The following is an 18,743-nucleotide window of genomic DNA, read 5'->3' as shown; positions in this document are numbered from 1 at the left end:
GGTGTGGAATAGAGGTTGGTGAACCGTGTCGGTATCGTTTCTGATCTTCCGCCTGTACAACGTGGCTGATGAAATCGACCTTGAAAAGAGTGAGAGACTCCTCGCCGACGGTAAATCCGTCTCCCGGCTACGTCTGAAAAGAGTGCCTCCCAAGTCGATTTCGTTTAAAAACCCGCCCGTTAACGTGGAACTGGAGGGCTGTCGTTTGCCGCTTGGCGAACGGCTCCTTCACGCCAGGGCGGGAGCGCGCCTCTACGACTACGGGGTCGTCACCGTCACCTTGAGCCTTGACATTCCCGCGGTTGCTTACGGGGAAGTCCTGGAACTAGGCTACATCGTTAATGAGAAGGACCTGGAAGAAACGTTCCTTGATTACCTGCGAACAACGCTTGCGGCCATCCAGCCGGCGCTGGTGGGGGCGAAAGAGCCCGAATACGAGGAAGAGGACCTGATCGTCTATTACTTTAGAAAGTGGGAGAAGGGGTGGGACCCCGTTCCTTTGCTTCTGGCCGAAAAAGACCCCGTGAGCGAGGAGATGAGGCGGGAGACCCTCAAAAACCGGTTTTCCTACGCGGAAGATTTTGCGATCCTGACCTGGGATTCGGCCATCGTGTACGATCCGACGGGCAGCCCGGACGTTCCCGACTTGCTGGAGTTCGCCAACGCCCAATTGCTAAAGCTCCGCTACTACGACCACATCCTGGACCAGGAAATCGAGGAAATGTATGACGCGATAGAAGACGCCGACCGGGGAGGGCGGTTCCGCCGCCTGGGAAACTACCGGTGCATCATGCGCCAGCTCCTGGGGCTTGTGGCTGACATCACCGAGATAACAGAACGTATCCGCAACTCCCTCAAGGTCACGGAAGACGTCTTCTACGCCAGGATTTACACCGCGGCGCTCAACATCCTGCGCGTAAGAGAATGGACCGAAAGCATCACGCAAAAAGTGCAGGTCATCGAACGCAGCTACTCGATGCTCAGCGAGGAAATCGTCACCTACCGTTCGACGGCGCTGGAAGTGGCGATTGTCTTGCTCATCGCCCTTGAAATCGTGCTCTTCGCCCTGATCGAGCTCCGCCCATAATAGCACTCGGCACTCGGCTCTCAGCACTCGGATAGAACTACGGTCCAAAGACTGAATGTCTACAAAGCTGACTTGTGCACTCAGCTATCGGTATTCGGAAAGAAACTGCTCAGAGAGAAACTGTTCAAAAACGAGCATGGCGCGGAAGGCGCCCCTGGGCGGCGCGGAGCGTACTTAAAATGTACGTGAGCAGCCGGACAGGGACGGCTGACAAAGCCAGGCGAAATTTTTTCAACTGTTTCACTAACTCCAGGGCCATTCTCTATGTTCATGTAACCCCGTTTTGTACTTTATGCCCAGCCGGACTTCCTTGTTTGTACCGTGGCGGTGCCGGCTGTTCAACTGGGCTTTTTGTGACGATGTTTCACGGGGCTGCGGAGAGCCCGGGGGCCGGTGCAGATAATTGATTAAATCAGGCTCTTCACGGCGTACACCTTTCTGATAGGGAACCCTTTCCATTTAACACGACCTCCTTTCGAGTTTAGTATGTTCATGACGGCGGCTGTCCTAACTGCGTAATTTAACCAACAAAAAGTGCCTGCGGCGCCGCTGTTGGCTGTTAGCTGTTGGATGGCGTTACTAACAGTTAGCTTTAAATGTAATGGATCTTCGAGTTGAGTGCTGGGGAGCCCTACAGCTTAACGCTTACAGCCAAATTGGGGTGGATTATGCACAACAAGAAAGTGGCGGAGATCCTGCGCTGGGTTGGCGAATTGCTCGAAATCAAGGGCGAAAACCCTTTTAAGGTGCGCGCTTACTACAAAGCGGCCGAAAAAGTGGCGCACCTCGGCGAGGATGTCGCCCAATTCGCCGCCCGCGGCGCCCTGACCGGCATACCCGGCATCGGCAAGGACCTGGCGGCCAAAATCACGGAAATTATCGAGACAGGCAAGCTCGAATACTACGAGCGCCTGACGGAAGAGATACCGCCGGGCATTCTGCAGTTGCTGGCCGTGCCTGGCATCGGCCCCAAGAAAGCGCTGGCGCTCTTTAAAGAACTCAACGTCCGCAGCCTCGAGGATCTGGAGGCTGCGGCCAAATCGGAGAAAATTCGTCACCTCAAGGGCTTTCAGGAAAGGACCGAAAAGAATATCCTCAGGGGCATCGAGTCTGCCAGGCGGTCACGCGCGAGACACCCGATTGGCGAGATGCTGCCTTTCGCCATGGCCCTGGTCGAAGCCCTCCGCCGGCGTGCCCCCGCCCACCGTGTCGAGCTCGCCGGCAGCTTGAGGCGGCGGAAGGACACCGTCAAGGACATCGACATCCTGGCCGCCTCGGGACGCCCCGAAGAGGTCATAGAAGTGTTTCTCAGCCTGCCCGTCGTCGAGACCGTCCTGGCCAGGGGTACGACAAAGTGCAGCATCTCCGCGCACAACGGCGTGCAGGTCGACCTCAGGGTCGTGCCTGTAGAGGTCTTCGGCGCAGCCCTCTGTTATTTCACAGGCTCGAAGGAACACAATGTCCGCATAAGGCAGCGGGCCATCGACCTGGGCTTAAAAGTCAGCGAGTATGGGGTGTTCCGCGACGACAAACGCATCGCCGGAGAAACGGAGGAAAGTGTTTACGCAGCCCTGGGCATGTCCTACGTCGAACCCGAGCTGCGGGAGGACACCGGAGAGATCGAGGCGGCCCTGGCGCACGACCTGCCCGCTTTAATCAAGCCTTCGGACCTTAAGGGCGATTTTCACGTGCACTCCGCCTATTCCGACGGGACAAGCAGCCTTGAAGAAATCGCCCGCAAGGCGCGCGCGCTCAACTACGAGTGGGTGGCCGTCTGCGACCACTCGCAGTCGCTCAGGCTGGCCCGGGGGCTGACGACCGAGGATCTCCGCGCCAAGCTCGCCGCCATCCGGCAGTTCAATGCAAGCAGCAGGGACATCAAGCTCCTGTGCGGGGCGGAGGTGGATATCCTGCCGGACGGATCTCTGGACTACCCCGACGAAATCCTTGTGCAAATGGACTTCGTCCTTGCCGCCGTGCACAGCGCCTTTCGCCTTGACCGGGAACGGATGACGCACCGCCTGCTTTCGGCTGTCAGGCATCCCCTGGTCCATTCGCTGGCCCATCCTACGGGAAGAATCCTCGGACAGCGGGAACCCTACGACGCCGACATTACAGCCGTGCTGGACGCGGCCGCCTCGACAGGGACCTTCCTTGAATTGAACGCTTACCCCAACCGCCTTGACCTCAACGACGTCCACTGCCGCGCCGCTCGGGACAAGGGCGTCCTTATCACGATCGGATCGGACGCCCACACGTCCGAACAGATGGAATTGATGCCCTTCGGCATAAGTGTCGCCAGGCGGGGCTGGCTCGGTCCCGCCCACGTGGTCAACACCCGTTCTTACGCGGAGATCGCGGCCATACTGCAGGATGCAAAGAAGTTGCAGTTTGGAAACAATAGTTTATAATTAGATAGGTATGATTAGATAGGAAAATCATAGATAGGGTGGTAAGACAGTGTCAGATCGCATTAAGACAGCCTGGGAAAAAGCTCTCGAAAGGGCGGCCGGCATTAACATAAGCGCCGAAGACCTGACCCGGATGGAAGAGATGGACGCCGGGAAAGCCCTGGGCGCCAGGTACATCCGGGACACGAACGTGGATCTCGAGGCCGAACTCGATAAATACCAGGATTCCAGCCGCGAGAACGTACGCAAAGGACTGGCGGAAACCCTTTTGCGCGCCATCAGCCTCCCCACGGACGAGACAACCCTGCAGCACAACCTGCGCGCCATGCAGGGGCTCCTAATGCTGACGTCGAACAAGGGACGGCTGCAGAGCATCTTCACTGAACTTGACACTCTTTTCAATTACTACGCGCAGGCCTACAAGCAGGCTTACCTGACCGTCAGGGACAAATACGAAAGAAGGGCCGTCCAGACCCAGCAGGCCTTGGAGATGCAAACAGGCGTGAGGATGCGCGTCAACGTGGAACGCATGCCCGAGTTCATGGACGAGTGGATGAGAACGCTCGGCAACCTCAACGCCCAGTACGAACAGCTCCTGGCCGAAAAGAAAGAACGCATCAAGGAAATTATTTAAAAACTATTTTTTAATTTTTAAGAAGTAATTTTAAGGAGCAGAGCATTGAGCACCAGACGCTACCTTGTCGCAGGCTTGGCCGTCGTCCTGCCTTTAGCCGTAACAATATGGCTTCTCTTTGCCGTGTTCCGTTTCATCGACGGGGTCGCCGGCAGCCTGGTAATTTTCCTGGCCGGGGAGGAATTTCACATCCCCGGGCTCGGCATTCTCATAACCCTTGCCGTCATCTTCCTGGCCGGCGTGCTCGCCACAAACATCATCGGCAAGAGGCTGCTCGCCTTTGGCGAAAACCTCTTGTTGCGCATACCCTTGGCCAGCCCCGTTTACCGTGTCAGCAAGCAGATTTTCGAAACGCTCAGCAAAAACAACAAGGACGCCTTCCGCCAGGTGGGGCTGGTGGAATGGCCCCGTAAAGGCATCTGGACGATCGGCTTTATCGCCGGAGAAAGCTACCTGGGGAATTTCGTTCCCGAACACCCGGAAGTTATTAGGGTATTTATCCCCACGGTGCCCAACCCGACAACCGGTTTCATGTTTATGGCCCCTAAGGACGACGTGATTATTCTCCCCATCAGCGTGGAGGAAGGCATCAAGTTCCTGCTCTCGGCGGGCATCGTCGCCCCCGAAGTCTTCAGCAGGAAATGCCCTGACGTCACCGGTGCGGAAGCGGAGAATCAGCCGGGAATGTAAGCAAAAAGAAAAACCTTGCGGGTCAAGGCCCGACCTTCCACCCGCAAGGTTTTAATTATGTAGTTTACTTGCGTTTAGAGAATCTTGCTGAGAAAAGCTTTGGTCCGTTCTTCGCGCGGGTTGTTGAAAATCTCCTGCGGCGAACCTTCTTCCACAATGCGGCCCCCGTCAAGAAAGAGCACACGGTCGCCGACCTCCCGCGCAAAACCCATCTCGTGGGTGACTACCACCATCGTCATGCCTTCCCTTGCCAGGTCTTTCATCACAGCCAGCACTTCGCCGACCATCTCCGGGTCGAGAGCGGATGTACACTCGTCGAAAAGCATCACCTTCGGCTGCATGGCCAGGGCCCTGGCGATGGCCACGCGCTGCTGCTGTCCACCTGACAACTGGCTCGGATAAACGTCAGCTTTATCGGTAAGCCCGACCTTGGCGAGCAGGGTACGGGCCAGGTTTTCAGCTTCTTGCGGCTCCACTCTCTTAACCTTGACCGGAGCCAGCATGATGTTGTGGAGGGCCGTCTTATGGGGGAATAGGTTGAACAACTGAAAGACCATGCCGACCTTCTGTCTCATTAAGTTAATGTTAGTGCGTTTATCGGTTAGCGAAGTACCGTCAATGATGATTTCGCCGCTCGTCGGCTCCTCCAGCAGGTTAAGACAGCGAAGGAACGTACTTTTCCCTGAACCGCTGGGACCGATAACGCACACGACTTCACCCTCAGCTATGGTACAGCTAATGCCGCGGAGCACTTCCAAACGCCCAAAACTTTTGTGGAGGTCTCTTACTTCGATCACCCGGTTTTGAGTCTCCTTTCGAGGTAGTCTACCAGCCGGGAGAAGGTGAGCGTGATGATCAGATAGATAAAAGCGACCGACATATAAATCGGGAATGGATCAAAGATATCGGCATTGATCAGCACCCCCCTGCGGGTCAGTTCGGCCACGCCGATCGCCGACACAAGTGATGTATCCTTGAGCATGGCGATGAACTCGTTGCCCAGCGGCGGAACTACGCGTTTGAAGGCCTGAGGGAGGATAACATAGCGCATCGCCTGGTTATGGGTCATGCCAAGTGAACGGGCGGCCTCCATCTGGCCGCGCTCAATGGACTGTACACCGGCCCGGAAAATCTCGGCAATATACGCGCCGCTGTTCAGGCTGCACGCAACAATTGCTGCCGCCAGCGGCTCGAGGGCCGGCTTCGAGATCAGGATGGGCCAACCCAGCGAGGTGTGCCACCAGTTCTGAAGGTCGGTGAACAGCGCAGGGAGTCCGAAGAAGACAATAAAGATCTGAACCAGCAGGGGCGTACCCCGTAAGAAGTCGACGTAACAAGTGCCGAGTAGACGCGGGATCTTCCTACCCGACAGTCGCGCGAGCCCGGCAATGAGGCCGAGAACGCATCCGATACCAACCGACACGACGGTGATAAAGAGCGTTAGCTTGGTGCCGTCCAACAGTAGCGGCATTATGCGTATGGCGGTCTCCAAAAGGACTTCACCTCAGAGAATAATGTGAAGGAATAAGCGCTACAAAAGTAGCGCTTATTCCTTCTCATACCTTACTTGCCGTAGGCTTCCAGCGCCTGCTCAACAGTAATTGTCATAAGGTCGGCCGGCGGCTCCTGACCGAACCATTCCTTGTAGATCTCTGTGAACTTACCGTTCTGCTTCAGTGTGTTAAGGGCCTTGTTCAGGTCTTCGTAAACCTCTGGCTTGCTCTTAGGAACAGCAATGCCGTAAAACTCGCTGGAGAGCATATCACCGACGACCTTAACGGCGCCCTTCTCGTCCTTATTAATGGCGTAGAGAGTAACCGGAGCGTCATTTACGACGGCGTCAACGGAACCCTGCTTCAAGGCAAGGAAGGCTTCAGGAATCCGGTCGTAGTCAGTGACTTTAGCACCTTCAACGGTACGAGCCATGTCGGCTCCGGTGGTCCCAAGCTGAACGCCGATCTTTTTGCCCTTCAAGTCGTCGAAAGACTGAATGTTTTCATTATCCGACTTTACAGCGATAATCAGGCCGGACTTGTAATAGGGATCGGTGAAGTTGACTTTCTCGGCGCGCCCAGGTTTAATAGTCATCGCTGAGATACAGGCGTCGATCGTACCGGATGTCATCGCCGGGATCAGTCCATCAAAAGTCATGCTCTGGATCTCGTACTCGTAACCGGCCTCTTTACAGACGGCGTCGATGAGGTCCATGTCAAAGCCGATGTACTTGCCGCTGGCGGTGTCCTGCCACTCAAAAGGCGCGTAAGCGGTGTCGGAGCCGATGATCAGTTTACCCTTGGATTGCGCCTGCGGTTCGGAACCCTGGTCCTTCGGTTCTTCCTTGCCGCCGCCGCAGCCGGCGGCCAGGGCGATTATGGCCAGCAGAGCGATGGTGACAAGCAAAAACCTATTCATTTTTAACAAGAGTAACTCGCCTCCCCGTATATTGAATAAACTAACAGCACAACGAATTGAATTAGATAAAGGGATTACCGCAAAATTCACCTCCCCGGACGTCATTCCCACACCAGGAATTTCGCCCTTGCCTGCCAAATTCCTGCCCACTTGCGGCGCTATTTCAACTCCCGTATGTTTTCCTTGACAGTCTGGATGCCGGATGCAAGAATGCATAAGTATAACCAAATCGATCGTCAGTCAGCGGCCGTCAGGCGTCAGGATGATTGTCGCGACCGACGATTATAGGCAGGTTTTTTTAACGGCCTTCTAGAACAGGAGAAAGATGCAAGTATCACGCAAATATCAGGTCGCCGCCGACATCGCCCTCCTCGCTGTCACCTTCATCTGGGGCATAACCTTCGTCGTCGTCAAGGAAGCCCTGGAAGCCATCGGTCCTTACTGGTTTTTGGCCATTCGCTTTCTCATTGCTGGGTCCTTCCTGGCCCTGTTACGCTACCGGGCGCTCAGAGGGATCAAAACCGACACCCTGAAGGCCGGCGTCATCGTAGGTCTGGCTCTCTTCGGGGGTTACGCTTTTCAGACCGTCGGGCTCCAGTACACCACCGCCTCCAATGCGGGGTTTATAACCGGGCTCTCCGTGGTTCTGGTTCCGCTGATCGCCGGCATAATGTCTCGGCGCCTGCCGCACTGGGCGGCTATGTTGGGTGTCGGCTCGGCGACCTGCGGCCTGGCTTTGCTCTCCATCCAGGACAACCTGAGAATAAGCTACGGCGACGTTTTGATCTTCTTCTGCGCCTTATGCTTCGCCGCCCACATCATCTTGGTGGGGAAGTACGCACCCAGGGTAAGCACGTACCACCTGGCCGTCCTCCAGATCTTTACGGTAGGGTTCATCAGCCTGGCGGTCGCCCCCGTCCTGGAGACCTTTCCCGAGCGTTTGGCCCCGGCGGTTCAGATCGCCCTGGTGGCTACCGCCATACCGGCCACTGCCTTAGCTTTTTTGATCCAGAGCGCTGCACAGAAATTCACCTCGCCAACGCACACCGCAGTGATCTTTACGATGGAACCTGTGTTTGCCGGCCTCGGCGCCTGGCTCCTTGCCGGAGAGACCCTGTCCCTTCGCCAGTGGGTCGGCGGAGCCGCCATTCTCTTCGGGATGTTGATCACCGTGCTGAAAATGCCTGCGGAAGAACAGGAGTCTCAACATCCCGGTTCGCAAGCCGCACAGACACAGACCGGTGCATAAAAACTTCCATATGTCCTTTCACGGTCGCGACAGCATAAAATGGTATGGCTGCCGGGAACCTTATGAGCGAGGCAATTGCTTGCACATGCAGCAAGAATCAGCCAAGAGCGGAAGGGTTATAAACCTTGCCGCCGCTAAAACCGGCCCGGGGGCCGGGGTCAACCATCAAGCAGGTAAAGAAGAGGGATCGACCGTGGAGCTGAAGGAGGCCATCAGCCAGTTCCATCACGGGGAAAAACTGAAATCCTACCTGATTGCGGCGTCAGGGCTTATCGCTGAAATGGGCGCGTTTCCCAAAGAAGAGGCATGGACAGCCATCCGCCTGTGCAAATCATATCTGGACCAGGTAAGAGGGGAAATGCGGCTGGCAGCCTGTATGGGAGGTATCCCCAAACTGCCCGAGGCTGAAACGAAGGTCAGGGAAGCGCTCTGGGAGGTGCACATCAACCGTCCCGAAGAAGCTCATAGGCTGCTGGGCGAAGCGATATCCCTCGTGGTGTCGGGAACCGAACAGGCGACCAAGTATTTAATCGACCAGTCATTGTTATAAAATGAGACAAGGAGACCTGCCCGCAAAGGGAGAACAAGTACCTGGCAGTTGAATAGCGGAGGAAAACAGACGTGGGTAAACTAATCCTTATCGGGCTGGTCGTTCTGGCCATCTACCTCATGCGCCGCTTCCGCAAGTGACCGCGGCGCGGGCTCGGACCTTGCCGCCAGCTAGTTGAACAAGGAGTGGCGCCACTTGTCTCAGACCGGTAACCAACAACCGTTGATTAACCCCTATCTGGCCGTCGTCCTGGCCGTCGTTGCTGCGTCATTCTCGTCGATTTTCACCAAGTTGGCCGACGCCCCGGCCATCATTATCGCCTTTTATCGTATAGGCATCACCGTCCTCATCCTGGCCCCCTTTATGCTACGCAGCGCGAATGTGCAAACCGTAAGGGGCCTCAGCCTGAAAGCACGGGGGTTGGCCTTGCTTGCGGGCTTCTTCCTGGCCCTGCATTTCGCGACCTGGATCACCTCGCTGGAATACACGTCGATCGCCAGTTCGACCGTGCTTGTGACAATGCAGCCGCTGTTCGTCGTCGCCGGCGGCGTCTACCTGCTGGGAGAGCGCATCAGCCGCAACGCTTTACTCGGCGGTGCTCTGGCCCTGGCCGGAAGCGTCCTGATCGGCATCAACGACTTCCAGATCAGCGGGCAGGCCATTTTGGGGGACATCCTGGCCTTTGCCGGAGCCATTTTTGTAGCCGGCTACGTTCTGATCGGGCGCGTTTTAAGAGCGCAGATGGACGTTCTCCCTTATACCTTCATTGTCTATGGAGCTTCAGCTGTAACGCTTTTTCTCTTTGCCCTCGTCTTCAACACCCCTTTTGGTCCTTATCCGGCCCTGACCTGGCTGTATTTCGCCGCTTTGGCCCTCGTGCCGACAATCTTCGGCCACTCCGTGCTGAACTGGGCCTTAAAGTACGTTAAAGCCGCAGTGGTTTCGGTAAGCATCCTGGGTGAGCCGGTCGGCGCCTCGATCCTGGCCTATTTCGTCTTTGGACAGGTACCAACCCTCCTGCAGGTTACCGCAGGCGCCATGATTATCGGCGGGCTGACCTGCTTCCTGCTGTGCTCCAGAAACGAGGACCGCCGCCGATCCCTCGGCGGAAAACACGCCGTAGAACGCTGGTAGCGGCGGGAACGTTTCTTTGCTCCCTCAGACAGGAGGCGACGGGGACTTTGATGATCGACGTACAGGGTTTGACCAAGCGTTTCAAAGACTACGTAGCCGTGCGGGAAATCAGCTTTACGGTGGGGAAGGGGGAGGTTTTTGGTTTTCTCGGCCCCAACGGGGCGGGAAAGTCCACGACGATCAAGATGCTGGCCACCCTGCTCCGGCCCTCCGCCGGCACGGCCAGGGTCAACGGTTACGACATCGTGCGCGAACCGGCCAAGGTCCGTCGCAGCATCGGCATGGTATTCCAGGACCCCAGCCTCGATGACCGCCTTACGGCCAGGGAAAACCTCGAGATGCACGGCATGCTCTACGCCGTGCCCAAACCCGTCCTGAAGAAGCGCATAGAGGAGATGCTGGAGCTGGTCGGCCTGGCCAACCGGCAAAACGAACTGGTACGCACGTTTTCGGGGGGGATGAAGCGGCGGTTGGAGTTGGCCAGGGGCTTGATCCACGCCCCGGGGCTGCTCTTTCTCGACGAGCCCACCCTCGGCCTTGATCCCCAGACGCGCACCCATCTCTGGGAGTATATCTCCGGCATCCAAGAAAGCCAAAACGTTACCATTTTTTTAACCACGCACTATATGGAAGAAGCCGAGATCTGCCACCGTATCGCCATTATCGACCACGGCAGCCTGGTGGCTTTGGACACCCCCGAGAACCTCAAGCGGATGGTCGGGCAGGACCTTGTAATGATCAAATGTCAGGACCCCGTGACGGCAAAGCGGCTGCTGGAATCGGAGTTTAACCTGACGGCCCGGAGCGAGGGAGGCGTTTTGATCGTCGACGTGCCCCATGGGGAGGAGTTTGTGCCGAAACTGGCGGCCGGGATTCCGGGGATCGCCGCGATCAGCGTGGACAGGCCAACCCTCGAAGACGTCTTCCTGCACCTTACCGGCAGGGCCATCCGCGAGGAAACGGCCGGCGGCATCGACCATATGCGGGCGATGCGCAGGGCAAAGGGGAGGAAAAGCTGAATGGCGGCTTTCCTGATGACGGTGTACGTTTTGTGGTTACGGGAATTAAAACGGTTCCTGCGCGAAAAAACCCGCATCCTGACCATGCTCGGGCAGCCGCTGCTTTACCTGCTGGTGATGGGTCAAGGTCTGCGCGCCACTTTTAGAATCGATATTGAAGGCTTTGATTACCTCTCCTTCATCTACCCCGGCGTTATCGGAATGTCCGTGCTGTTTACGGCGATGTTCTCGTCGGTGTCCATCATCTGGGACCGCGAATTCGGCTTTCTCAAAGAGGTGCTCGTAGCGCCCGTGCCGCGCAGCGCCATCGCCGTGGGCAAGGCCCTGGGGGGCAGCACCACCGCCGTCCTGCAGGGCACCATCCTGCTCATCCTGGCGCCCGTCGCCGGCCTGCACATCCATGCCGCTCAGATCGCCCTGCTCCTGCCCCTGATGTTCCTGCTGGCCTTCGCCATCACCTCGTTTGGAACCCTGGTGGCGGCCCGTACCGAAACGATGGAAGGCTTCCACATGATCATGAACTTCCTGATCATGCCCCTCTTTATGCTCAGCGGGGCCTTTTTCCCCGTATCCAGCGCCCCGGCGTGGATGCAGCCGCTCATGAAAATGGACCCCGTGGCTTACGGGGTCGACGCCTTCCGTAACGTCCTCTACACCGGAGCGGGCACAGCGGCGAAAAACTTTGCGGTCGCCTTCCCCTTAGGGCTGGACGTGGCCGTTCTGCTCGGCTTTGCAGCCCTGATGGTGGCCCTGGGTATGCTGGCCTTTACGCGGACGGAATAATCTTCATCGCCCCGTCATTTTCATAAGCAACCCTAGCTCCCGGTTCCAGAACGATAATCAAACCCCTGGCATGGTCAATGGCGACTTCGCGGTTGATCGTCATCATGACCGTCCCGTTGGTCCCCAAAATTGTTTCAACCACCGTGCCGTCGTCGTAAAGGAGGACCTGACGCATCGAACCGTCCTTCTCCACAGTAAGCTCTTTATGTTCGGCGCTTGCCGGCCGCCGTGTGGAAATACGCCAGTCCATGCTCTCCGGGAGTTCGTTGCCGTTGACGATAAAGCTCAAGCCCCGCGCCCCTTTCTGTATTGACAGACTGATTGCTTATAGCTTTCCCTTTTCGTTTCTTCATCTCCGCCTTCATAAATCCTGCTTGCCGTCCGGGAGAGTTCGGGGGGCGTAAATTTACCGGCACAAAAAGGAAAACCCGTCTTCGGAACGAATGAAACAATAATGACTAATTTACTTAACATTCGATCGGCGTCCTTAAATGCTAGGAGCAAAAACCCCTTCGTTCCGGCTAAACTAAGGCTGTAAAAGAAGATTCAACGCCGAAAGAGGTGAAAAGTATGGACAGATGGGTTTGCACGGTATGCGGTTACGTATACGACCCTCAGGAAGAGGGAGGACTCCCTTTTGAAGACCTTCCGGATGATTGGGTTTGCCCCGTTTGCGGCGCAGGCAAGGAAGCTTTTGAAAAAGAATAATCTGTTGGCTCTGAGCACAAGTTAATATTTTCACAAAGCGGGGAGGAGCAAAACAATGGCGACTAAAGTGGGAGAAGTTTATAAGTGTCTGGTATGCACCAACGTTGTCGTCGTTAAAGAAGAAGGCAAGGGAACGCTGGTTTGCTGCGGGAAACCGATGGTGAAACAGTAGGGTCGTTTGTTGCTCCTCGGTAAAGGCACTGAGAAAGGCACCGCTTCACAAGAACGGTGCCTCTTTCGTCATGCAGGGAACATACAACGCCCCAGCCATAAGCGTTAAATGGGCCTGTAAGGCAATCAAAACCCCGGCTACTGGGGGTTGGGTCATAAGAGCACTTTAACAGGCCTCTGAAGCCAAATTAAGAACACCTTGACAACCTCCTTGGGTATTGCTCTAAAATTGGTATACCCCGCCGGGTATACTGCCTGCATCCCGATACCCTGAATCCTATCCGGCATTAAAATCTTGACGGTGCTCATTGGATACGGCGAGGCTGGATCTACTGATCTACTATGGAGATCTGGATCTGCACTGCACACAACCCGGATAAAGGCAGGGCGAGCCCAGGCTAACTCATTCACCAGTTCATCCACTTCTTAGGCAACATAATACTTCTTATGGGAACCATTAATAAGCCACAAGACCGACTGTTTCCAACCGACTGTTCCATATGAGTGCTATCCGTCAACAACTGCAGTGGTCGTTTTGCGATGTTCTCCAGGAACGGTGTTAATCTCGCTTGATCACGGGGTTTTCTTCTGCTTCACCCTGCTGTTCAATCGGCTCCAGGGCGTGCCGCTGATAAAGCCAGGCGCGGACATCGGTAAAAAAGGTTAAAGCATCAGCAATACCCCCGCTGTCATCAATAAACCGCTGAGAACGATAACCAGCATTCTTTTTCCGGACATCTCAACTCTCCAGACTTTCAAGTCCAAAAGGGGCAATTATTCCTGGCAAGTATTTCTGCACGCAACTCAGTCAAACCTTACGCGGGAAGTGGCAGGGTTATGAAATAAGCCGAAACCGTGCCCAGGAAAATGGCAATGCCGTAAGGAACGACCAGGCGGTCTTTCGCCTTGACCTCTTCGTTCGGGAGCATCACGTCGTAGCCGATCTTCCCCCTGGTGTAGACAAACAGTTTTACCCCTACAAAAAAATCGTTCAGGCGTTTGAAGCGCTTACTGACGATGAGAGCAAGTAAAGCCACTGCTCCGCCCCAGAGAGCGGTCAACAGCACCGCCGAAAGAATAAATCCGGTCCCCTTGAGCGCGCCGATGGCGCCTAAAAGCTTGACGTCTCCCCCGCCGAGGCCGCCAAGGACAAACGGAATAAAAAGAATCAACAGGCCGATCAGCAGCCCCTTGGCACTTAAAAGCAAACCGGGCCAACTCCCGAGGACCCCGTTAATAACCAAACCGGCCGCCATTCCCGACAGGGTCAGCCAGTTCGGAATACGGTTTGTGCGCAAATCCCAGGCCAGGCCGATGCCGACCAGCAGGATAACAAGCACGTCGATCATCGTCAAATCCTCAGCTAAAGATTCTTAAACGTATCGGTAACCGGGAGAGTTCGTTATTTGAACTCCACAGCTACAATACCCTTCGTGCGGATGGTTACCAGTCGTTTGCACTTGTTGCACTTGATTTCGATATCGTCGCCGTTGACCACACAAATCAGCTTGTTGCAAAGACACCTTGTTTGCCTGCCGGTCCCCCGGGAGGCCGTTCCGGCAAGGCTTTGATCGGTCTTATCTTGCATTAATCTCCTGCTCCTCAAAGATAAAACAAAAGGACAAAATATCAAACCGACCTTGACTTAAGGTCGGTTGCCTTGACCGTTCCGCGGTAATTCAGGTACCCATTCACCGTCACGTGCACTGCTCCCCGTTGGGAAAACCAATCCGGCTTCCTGCAAATTCCCGCTTCACCAAGAATTTTATCTTTGTTTTAACTGTTTGTCCACTACAACTTTCACCAGAAATATCGGCCTTGGGATCTGTATCGAAGTACTTGTCCTCCGGCCTTTTCTTACCACCTAATAGACAGCGTAGCTGTCGACCAGGTAGGTTTTAGCAAAGAGCTCGGCGTTGTCATAGTACCGATCCCCCGTTTTGCGCACGAACTTGCCGTCTTTCACGTATCCTGCGTCCCACGTGGTGTCCATGGGCACCCAGCGGCCGTCGACCTTGATCTCGTTCCAGGCGTGAAACTGGCGTTCCCAGGAATCGCTCCCGGCCTGCCCGTAAACCACGCGTGCCTCCAGTCCGGCCGCGCGGGCCAACGCCGCGGTCAGGAAGGCGTACCCGCTGCAGACCCCCTGGCGCGCCTCGAGCGTGCTGCTTGCGGGAGACAGGCTCAAATCCTTGGAAGCAAGACGGCCGTTATCATAGCCGATGTTGGCGGCAACCCAATCGTGGATCGCCCTGGCCTTTTCCGCGCTCGTTTTGGAACCTGCCGTAACGGCGGCCGCGAGTTTCACGATGTTCTGATCGGCTGAATCAATATAAGCGGAGGGAGCAAGATACCTGTTATCCTCCCCGGCCTTGTTGATGACCTGAAACCTGACGGTGCCGTCAAACTTCCGCGGATTGTCCCCCGCCCAGATCGTGTAAATACCCTGGCCGAAACGAAGGCTGATCGTCCGTGTGAAGCTTCCCTCTTCGGGATCAACCGGGTAGGTCTCGATCTCGCCGCCGGGACCTCTTACCGCCAGCCATAGCTGCTGTAAATCGGTCTTACCGGTAACCGTCAGGTCGCCGCTCAACTCCGTCAGGTTCCGGCTCGGGGAAGTGATTTCGATAGCCGCAGATTTAAAGCCGACAGAGTACGCCGCATCGGCTGCTCCCGGAATGATAACGCAGCAGATGCAAGTCACTAAGACCAAAAGCCAAAAAGCACTCTCGCGGCTGACTCTCATCAAGATTCCCCCGAACAATAAAGAAGCCTGCTCGCCAATTGACGTGCAGGCTTTGAACAAGCTTACCGGCAACTGGCTGGCGTAGCAGGTTCCACTGCCTTAGCCCCTTTAGCTTTGCGCCGCCACCTTTCGGTGGCTTTGCCCTGAGCGGAGTATTAAGTTTACACTTTGCTGTTTTTATCGGCGGCTCAACGCGAAAACTTTATAGGGATGTAAAATAATAAGCCCTGCAGGCATCCACCCACAGGGCTGTTTTCGTTGAGACTTACGAACCCGTACTATGCCAGATCAAGTCTGCCCAGGACTTCACGGACTGCGTTGATGGAGTTCTTTAACGTTGCCATCTCTTCTTCGGTGAGATCAAGCTCAATGATGCGCTCCACACCGTTTGCTCCAAGAACCGCCGGCACTCCGGCGTAAATATCCTTCTCGCCGTATTCCCCGTTGAGGTAGGCGGCTACCGGGAGAATACGCTTCTTGTCCTTAACGATGGCCTCAACCATCTGGATGGCCGCAGCCCCCGGCGCATAGTAGGCGCTGCCGGTCTTCAGCAGGTTTACGATCTCCCCGCCGCCCTTGCGCGTCCGTTCCACCATCGCCTCGATCCGGTCGCGGGGGATGAGCTTTTCGATAGGGATGCCGCCGGCATAAGTGTACCGGATCATCGGCACCATGTGGTCGCCGTGGCCGCCCAGGACCATTGTCGTAACATCTTTGAAGGAGATCCCGAGTTCGAGGGCGATGAAAGTCCTGAAACGGGCGCTGTCCAGAATCCCGGACTGGCCCACCACGCGATGCGGTGGGAATCCGCTGGCCCTTAAGGCCACGCTGCACATCACGTCCAGGGGATTGGTGACGACAACGATAATACAGTCGGGCGAATATCTGGCGCATTCAGCCGCCGCCGTATGCACAATCTTGGCGTTAACGCTCAGGAGGTCGTCCCTGCTCATCCCCGGCTTGCGCGCAATACCGGCCGTAATGACGACAACGTCTGAATTTGCTGTATCGCCATAATCGTTAGTGCCGATAATGTTGCAGTCATATCCCTCGATTGGCGCGGCCTCCATCAAATCCAAGGCCTTCCCCTGCGGGATACCTTCCACGACATCGACCAGGACGATGTCCCCCAGTTCCTTGCTGGCCGCCCAGTGGGCCGCCGTAGCGCCGACAAACCCCGCACCGATGATGCTGATCTTCTTTCTTGCCATTCTCCCCTGCGTTCCTCCTTAAAGCTAAGTGCAGCCGGGCTCGGCAAGGGTCCCTAAAAAGCCCTTACGAGCCCTGGTATACCCCCATCTCTTGTTCCTCGGCCAGCGCTTCTTCCCTGGCCTTGCGCGCCTTGCCCCTTTCGACCATCCGGGTGATCCATACGCTCAATTCGTACATCAGGTACATCGGCCCGGCCATGAAGGACATCGTCAAAAGGTCGGGCGTAGGGGTGATGGCGGCAGCTATGACAAGTATTCCCAGGAAGGCGTACTTTCTGTTCTTGGCCAGCAGCGCATGGGTTAAAATCCCCATCTTGGAAAGGAAAAAGCTCGCCAGGGGCAGCTCAAACACCAAGCCGAAAGGAACCAGGAAGGAAATGGTAAAAGAGATGTAGTTGCCGATGGTCAGCATCGGGACCAGCTCCGGCCCGGCAAACTGCAGGAGGAACTTGACCCCCATCTTATAAACGACAAAAAAGGCAAAGAGAACACCGCCAACGAACAGGATAAACGACACGAAAACAAAAAGGGCGGCAAACTTCTTTTCCTCTTTCCGCAGCGCCGGAGCGATAAAACTCCAGACCTGCTGCAGCGTCACCGGCATCGCCGCGATAAAGCCGAGGAACAAGCTCAACTTGATCTTTGTGAACAGGGCTTCCGTCACGCCGACAAAGACGATCTTGTAGCCCTGTTCGGTAACGGGCTCCAGCAGGATGGCCATGATACGGTCGGAAAAGGTGTAGCAGACGCCGGCCATAGCCACCGTCGCGAGGAGGGATACGATGATAACGCGGCGGAGTTCGCCGAGGTGGTCATAAATCGATAACTCTTTCTCCGGGTTCCTTGCCATTCGTCCGCCTCCAATCAAACAAGAACCCCCTTTAAGGGCCTGCTGAAAAGGGGATGTTCAAAAACCAAGGGCTGTTCAAAAACGAGCATAGCGCGGAAGGCGAAGGGCCAGCGGCAGAGCGTACTAAAAGATGGCGGATTTCTTCAAGTCCGGCATCCGGCATCCGGCATCTAACTTCCTTATTGCCAGGCGAAGTTTTTCAACAGCCCCCAAAAACCTGAGTCCCTTTTTGGGGGCATGATGGAGCTGGGCTGACTTTAAGCCTTGTTGGTCGGCTCCGGCTTCTTGCCGGAATCCGCGGCCTTTACTTCCTCGGCATCCTGAATGGCTTCCTGCGCCTCGTCCACCAAGTCCCGAGAAGATTTACGGAATTCTTTGATCGTTCTGCCAAGGGCCTTGCCGGCCTCCGGAAGTTTTCCGGGACCGAAAATAATCAGGGCCACCACAAGGATAATAATCAGTTCCGGCATGCCGATCCGTGGAAACATGCGCTCCTCTCCCTTCACTGGGCAACAAAGGTCTTAACCTTCTTTGGCTTCTTTGGCTTCTTTGGCTGTCTCGTTTCCTTTTGCTTTGGTCTCCGGCGAAGCGGATACGGATTCCTTGACGCTCTCGATTTCGTGCTTGACGTCCTGAACACTGGAGGTTACGTCGCCGACCATTTCCCGTGAGGAACGGCGGAACTCGTTGATGGTCTTGCCCAGCGATCTTCCAACCTCCGGTAGCCGCTTCGGACCGAAGATTACAAGGGCCACGACAAGAATAATAATCAGTTCGGGAACACCGATATGAGGAAACAATCCTACCCCTCCCTGCTTCGTTGACTGGAGAACTACCATAGTCCACGATACCACAACAGATTTCGCCGGTCAAATCGCATTTCCTTCTTGCGATAAAAAGGGAAAGCCCCCTGATCACTGTACGTTAGGGGGCTTTTCCACCATTCTACACTGCTGCGCCGGTTCTTTAGATCCGGAAGGACATCGCTTCCTTCTTGTGGCCCTTCACCCTCAGCAGATGCACGGCGCAGGCTATGCACGGGTCGAAGGAGCGGACCACGCGCACGAGTTCGATCGGCTGGTTCGGGT

At 55.8% G+C, this 18,743-nt stretch carries 23 protein-coding genes and 1 riboswitch; of the genes, 11 read left to right on the top strand and 12 right to left on the bottom strand.

From position 1 onward, the window contains the following. Positions 1–25: 25 nt before the first annotated feature. From ACUM6F_RS10845 to ACUM6F_RS10830, 4 genes are all read left to right on the top strand, one after another. Positions 26–1,087: an RMD1 family protein gene (locus ACUM6F_RS10845; protein WP_425621772.1), complete on the top strand. Its 1,062-nt coding sequence runs from the start codon at positions 26–28 to the stop codon at positions 1,085–1,087. Between the two features lie 668 nt (positions 1,088–1,755). Further along, positions 1,756–3,498, top strand: a complete 1,743-nt coding sequence (gene polX / locus ACUM6F_RS10840; RefSeq protein WP_425621773.1) for a DNA polymerase/3'-5' exonuclease PolX — start codon at positions 1,756–1,758, stop codon at positions 3,496–3,498. 49 nt (positions 3,499–3,547) lie between these two features. Further along, a complete protein-coding gene (locus tag ACUM6F_RS10835) occupies positions 3,548–4,132 on the top strand; it encodes a DUF6657 family protein (RefSeq protein WP_425621774.1) in 585 nt (194 codons plus the stop codon). 45 nt (positions 4,133–4,177) lie between these two features. Beyond that, a complete protein-coding gene (locus ACUM6F_RS10830) occupies positions 4,178–4,822 on the top strand; it encodes a DUF502 domain-containing protein (RefSeq protein ID WP_425621775.1) in 645 nt (214 codons plus the stop codon). 74 nt (positions 4,823–4,896) lie between these two features. Here the strand turns inward: ACUM6F_RS10830 and ACUM6F_RS10825 are convergent, their stop codons facing one another. The 3 genes from ACUM6F_RS10825 to ACUM6F_RS10815 all read right to left on the bottom strand — a co-directional run bounded on the left by ACUM6F_RS10825 (position 4,897) and on the right by ACUM6F_RS10815 (position 7,234). Then, the gene (locus ACUM6F_RS10825; protein WP_425621776.1) at positions 4,897–5,619 is read right to left on the bottom strand and encodes an amino acid ABC transporter ATP-binding protein; all 723 of its coding nucleotides are present in this window, start codon (positions 5,617–5,619) and stop codon (positions 4,897–4,899) included. Beyond that, positions 5,616–6,281: an amino acid ABC transporter permease gene (locus tag ACUM6F_RS10820; RefSeq protein ID WP_445349235.1), complete on the bottom strand. Its 666-nt coding sequence runs from the start codon at positions 6,279–6,281 to the stop codon at positions 5,616–5,618. Before ACUM6F_RS10820 ends, ACUM6F_RS10825 begins: the two co-directional genes overlap by 4 nt. Positions 6,282–6,385: 104 nt before the next feature. Then, positions 6,386–7,234, bottom strand: a complete 849-nt coding sequence (locus tag ACUM6F_RS10815) for a basic amino acid ABC transporter substrate-binding protein (protein WP_445349241.1) — start codon at positions 7,232–7,234, stop codon at positions 6,386–6,388. A 325-nt stretch (positions 7,235–7,559) separates the two neighbouring features. On the opposite strand from ACUM6F_RS10815, the gene ACUM6F_RS10810 reads away from it, so the two are divergent. The 5 genes from ACUM6F_RS10810 to ACUM6F_RS10790 all read left to right on the top strand — a co-directional run bounded on the left by ACUM6F_RS10810 (position 7,560) and on the right by ACUM6F_RS10790 (position 11,969). Further along, positions 7,560–8,483: a DMT family transporter gene (locus ACUM6F_RS10810; protein WP_425621778.1), complete on the top strand. Its 924-nt coding sequence runs from the start codon at positions 7,560–7,562 to the stop codon at positions 8,481–8,483. 85 nt (positions 8,484–8,568) lie between these two features. Continuing rightward, positions 8,569–9,033, top strand: a complete 465-nt coding sequence (locus ACUM6F_RS10805; RefSeq protein ID WP_426377539.1) for a hypothetical protein — start codon at positions 8,569–8,571, stop codon at positions 9,031–9,033. A gap of 195 nt (positions 9,034–9,228) precedes the next feature. Then, entirely contained in the window at positions 9,229–10,167 is a 939-nt protein-coding gene (locus ACUM6F_RS10800; RefSeq protein ID WP_425621780.1) for a DMT family transporter, read from the top strand. 50 nt (positions 10,168–10,217) lie between these two features. Then, positions 10,218–11,186: an ATP-binding cassette domain-containing protein gene (locus ACUM6F_RS10795; protein WP_425621781.1), complete on the top strand. Its 969-nt coding sequence runs from the start codon at positions 10,218–10,220 to the stop codon at positions 11,184–11,186. Then, positions 11,187–11,969 (top strand): ABC transporter permease, encoded by a 783-nt coding sequence (locus ACUM6F_RS10790; protein ID WP_445349234.1) that lies wholly within the window; start codon positions 11,187–11,189, stop codon positions 11,967–11,969. Here ACUM6F_RS10790 and ACUM6F_RS10785 read toward each other — a convergent pair. Then, on the bottom strand, positions 11,953–12,258 hold the full coding sequence (locus ACUM6F_RS10785) for a hypothetical protein (RefSeq protein WP_425621783.1): 306 nt from the start codon (positions 12,256–12,258) through the stop codon (positions 11,953–11,955). The genes ACUM6F_RS10790 and ACUM6F_RS10785 overlap by 17 nt on opposite strands. Positions 12,259–12,539: 281 nt before the next feature. On the opposite strand from ACUM6F_RS10785, the gene ACUM6F_RS10780 reads away from it, so the two are divergent. Together ACUM6F_RS10780 and ACUM6F_RS10775 are read left to right on the top strand one after the other, a co-directional pair. Then, positions 12,540–12,677, top strand: coding sequence for a rubredoxin (locus ACUM6F_RS10780; RefSeq protein WP_425621784.1), 138 nt, complete (start codon positions 12,540–12,542; stop codon positions 12,675–12,677). 55 nt (positions 12,678–12,732) lie between these two features. Next, positions 12,733–12,849, top strand: a complete 117-nt coding sequence (locus ACUM6F_RS10775) for a desulfoferrodoxin FeS4 iron-binding domain-containing protein (protein ID WP_425621785.1) — start codon at positions 12,733–12,735, stop codon at positions 12,847–12,849. Between the two features lie 814 nt (positions 12,850–13,663). Here ACUM6F_RS10775 and ACUM6F_RS10770 read toward each other — a convergent pair. The 8 genes from ACUM6F_RS10770 to ACUM6F_RS10735 all read right to left on the bottom strand — a co-directional run. Beyond that, positions 13,664–14,197, bottom strand: coding sequence for a prepilin peptidase (locus tag ACUM6F_RS10770; protein ID WP_445349233.1), 534 nt, complete (start codon positions 14,195–14,197; stop codon positions 13,664–13,666). 53 nt (positions 14,198–14,250) lie between these two features. Next, positions 14,251–14,436, bottom strand: coding sequence for a hypothetical protein (locus ACUM6F_RS10765; RefSeq protein WP_425621802.1), 186 nt, complete (start codon positions 14,434–14,436; stop codon positions 14,251–14,253). A 276-nt stretch (positions 14,437–14,712) separates the two neighbouring features. After that, positions 14,713–15,594, bottom strand: coding sequence for a transglutaminase domain-containing protein (locus tag ACUM6F_RS10760; protein ID WP_445349232.1), 882 nt, complete (start codon positions 15,592–15,594; stop codon positions 14,713–14,715). A 64-nt stretch (positions 15,595–15,658) separates the two neighbouring features. Continuing rightward, a riboswitch (cyclic di-GMP riboswitch) is annotated at positions 15,659–15,747 on the bottom strand. Between the two features lie 125 nt (positions 15,748–15,872). Continuing rightward, positions 15,873–16,805: a malate dehydrogenase gene (gene mdh / locus ACUM6F_RS10755; protein WP_425621804.1), complete on the bottom strand. Its 933-nt coding sequence runs from the start codon at positions 16,803–16,805 to the stop codon at positions 15,873–15,875. 64 nt (positions 16,806–16,869) lie between these two features. Continuing rightward, positions 16,870–17,655 carry a twin-arginine translocase subunit TatC gene (gene tatC / locus ACUM6F_RS10750; RefSeq protein ID WP_425621805.1) on the bottom strand — a complete coding sequence of 262 codons (786 nt, stop codon included), beginning with the start codon at positions 17,653–17,655 and terminating at the stop codon, positions 16,870–16,872. A 257-nt stretch (positions 17,656–17,912) separates the two neighbouring features. Beyond that, positions 17,913–18,143: a twin-arginine translocase TatA/TatE family subunit gene (gene tatA / locus ACUM6F_RS10745; RefSeq protein ID WP_425621806.1), complete on the bottom strand. Its 231-nt coding sequence runs from the start codon at positions 18,141–18,143 to the stop codon at positions 17,913–17,915. A 33-nt stretch (positions 18,144–18,176) separates the two neighbouring features. Then, positions 18,177–18,455: a twin-arginine translocase TatA/TatE family subunit gene (locus tag ACUM6F_RS10740; protein WP_445349231.1), complete on the bottom strand. Its 279-nt coding sequence runs from the start codon at positions 18,453–18,455 to the stop codon at positions 18,177–18,179. Positions 18,456–18,621: 166 nt separating this feature from the next. Then, positions 18,622–18,743: nickel-dependent hydrogenase large subunit (locus ACUM6F_RS10735; protein ID WP_445349240.1), on the bottom strand; the 122-nt coding region annotated here is incomplete at its 5' end.

This window comes from Desulforudis sp. DRI-14, assembly GCF_052618305.1.
Note: the sequence above shows the minus strand (reverse complement) of the source record. Positions and strands in the feature narration are given on the sequence as shown.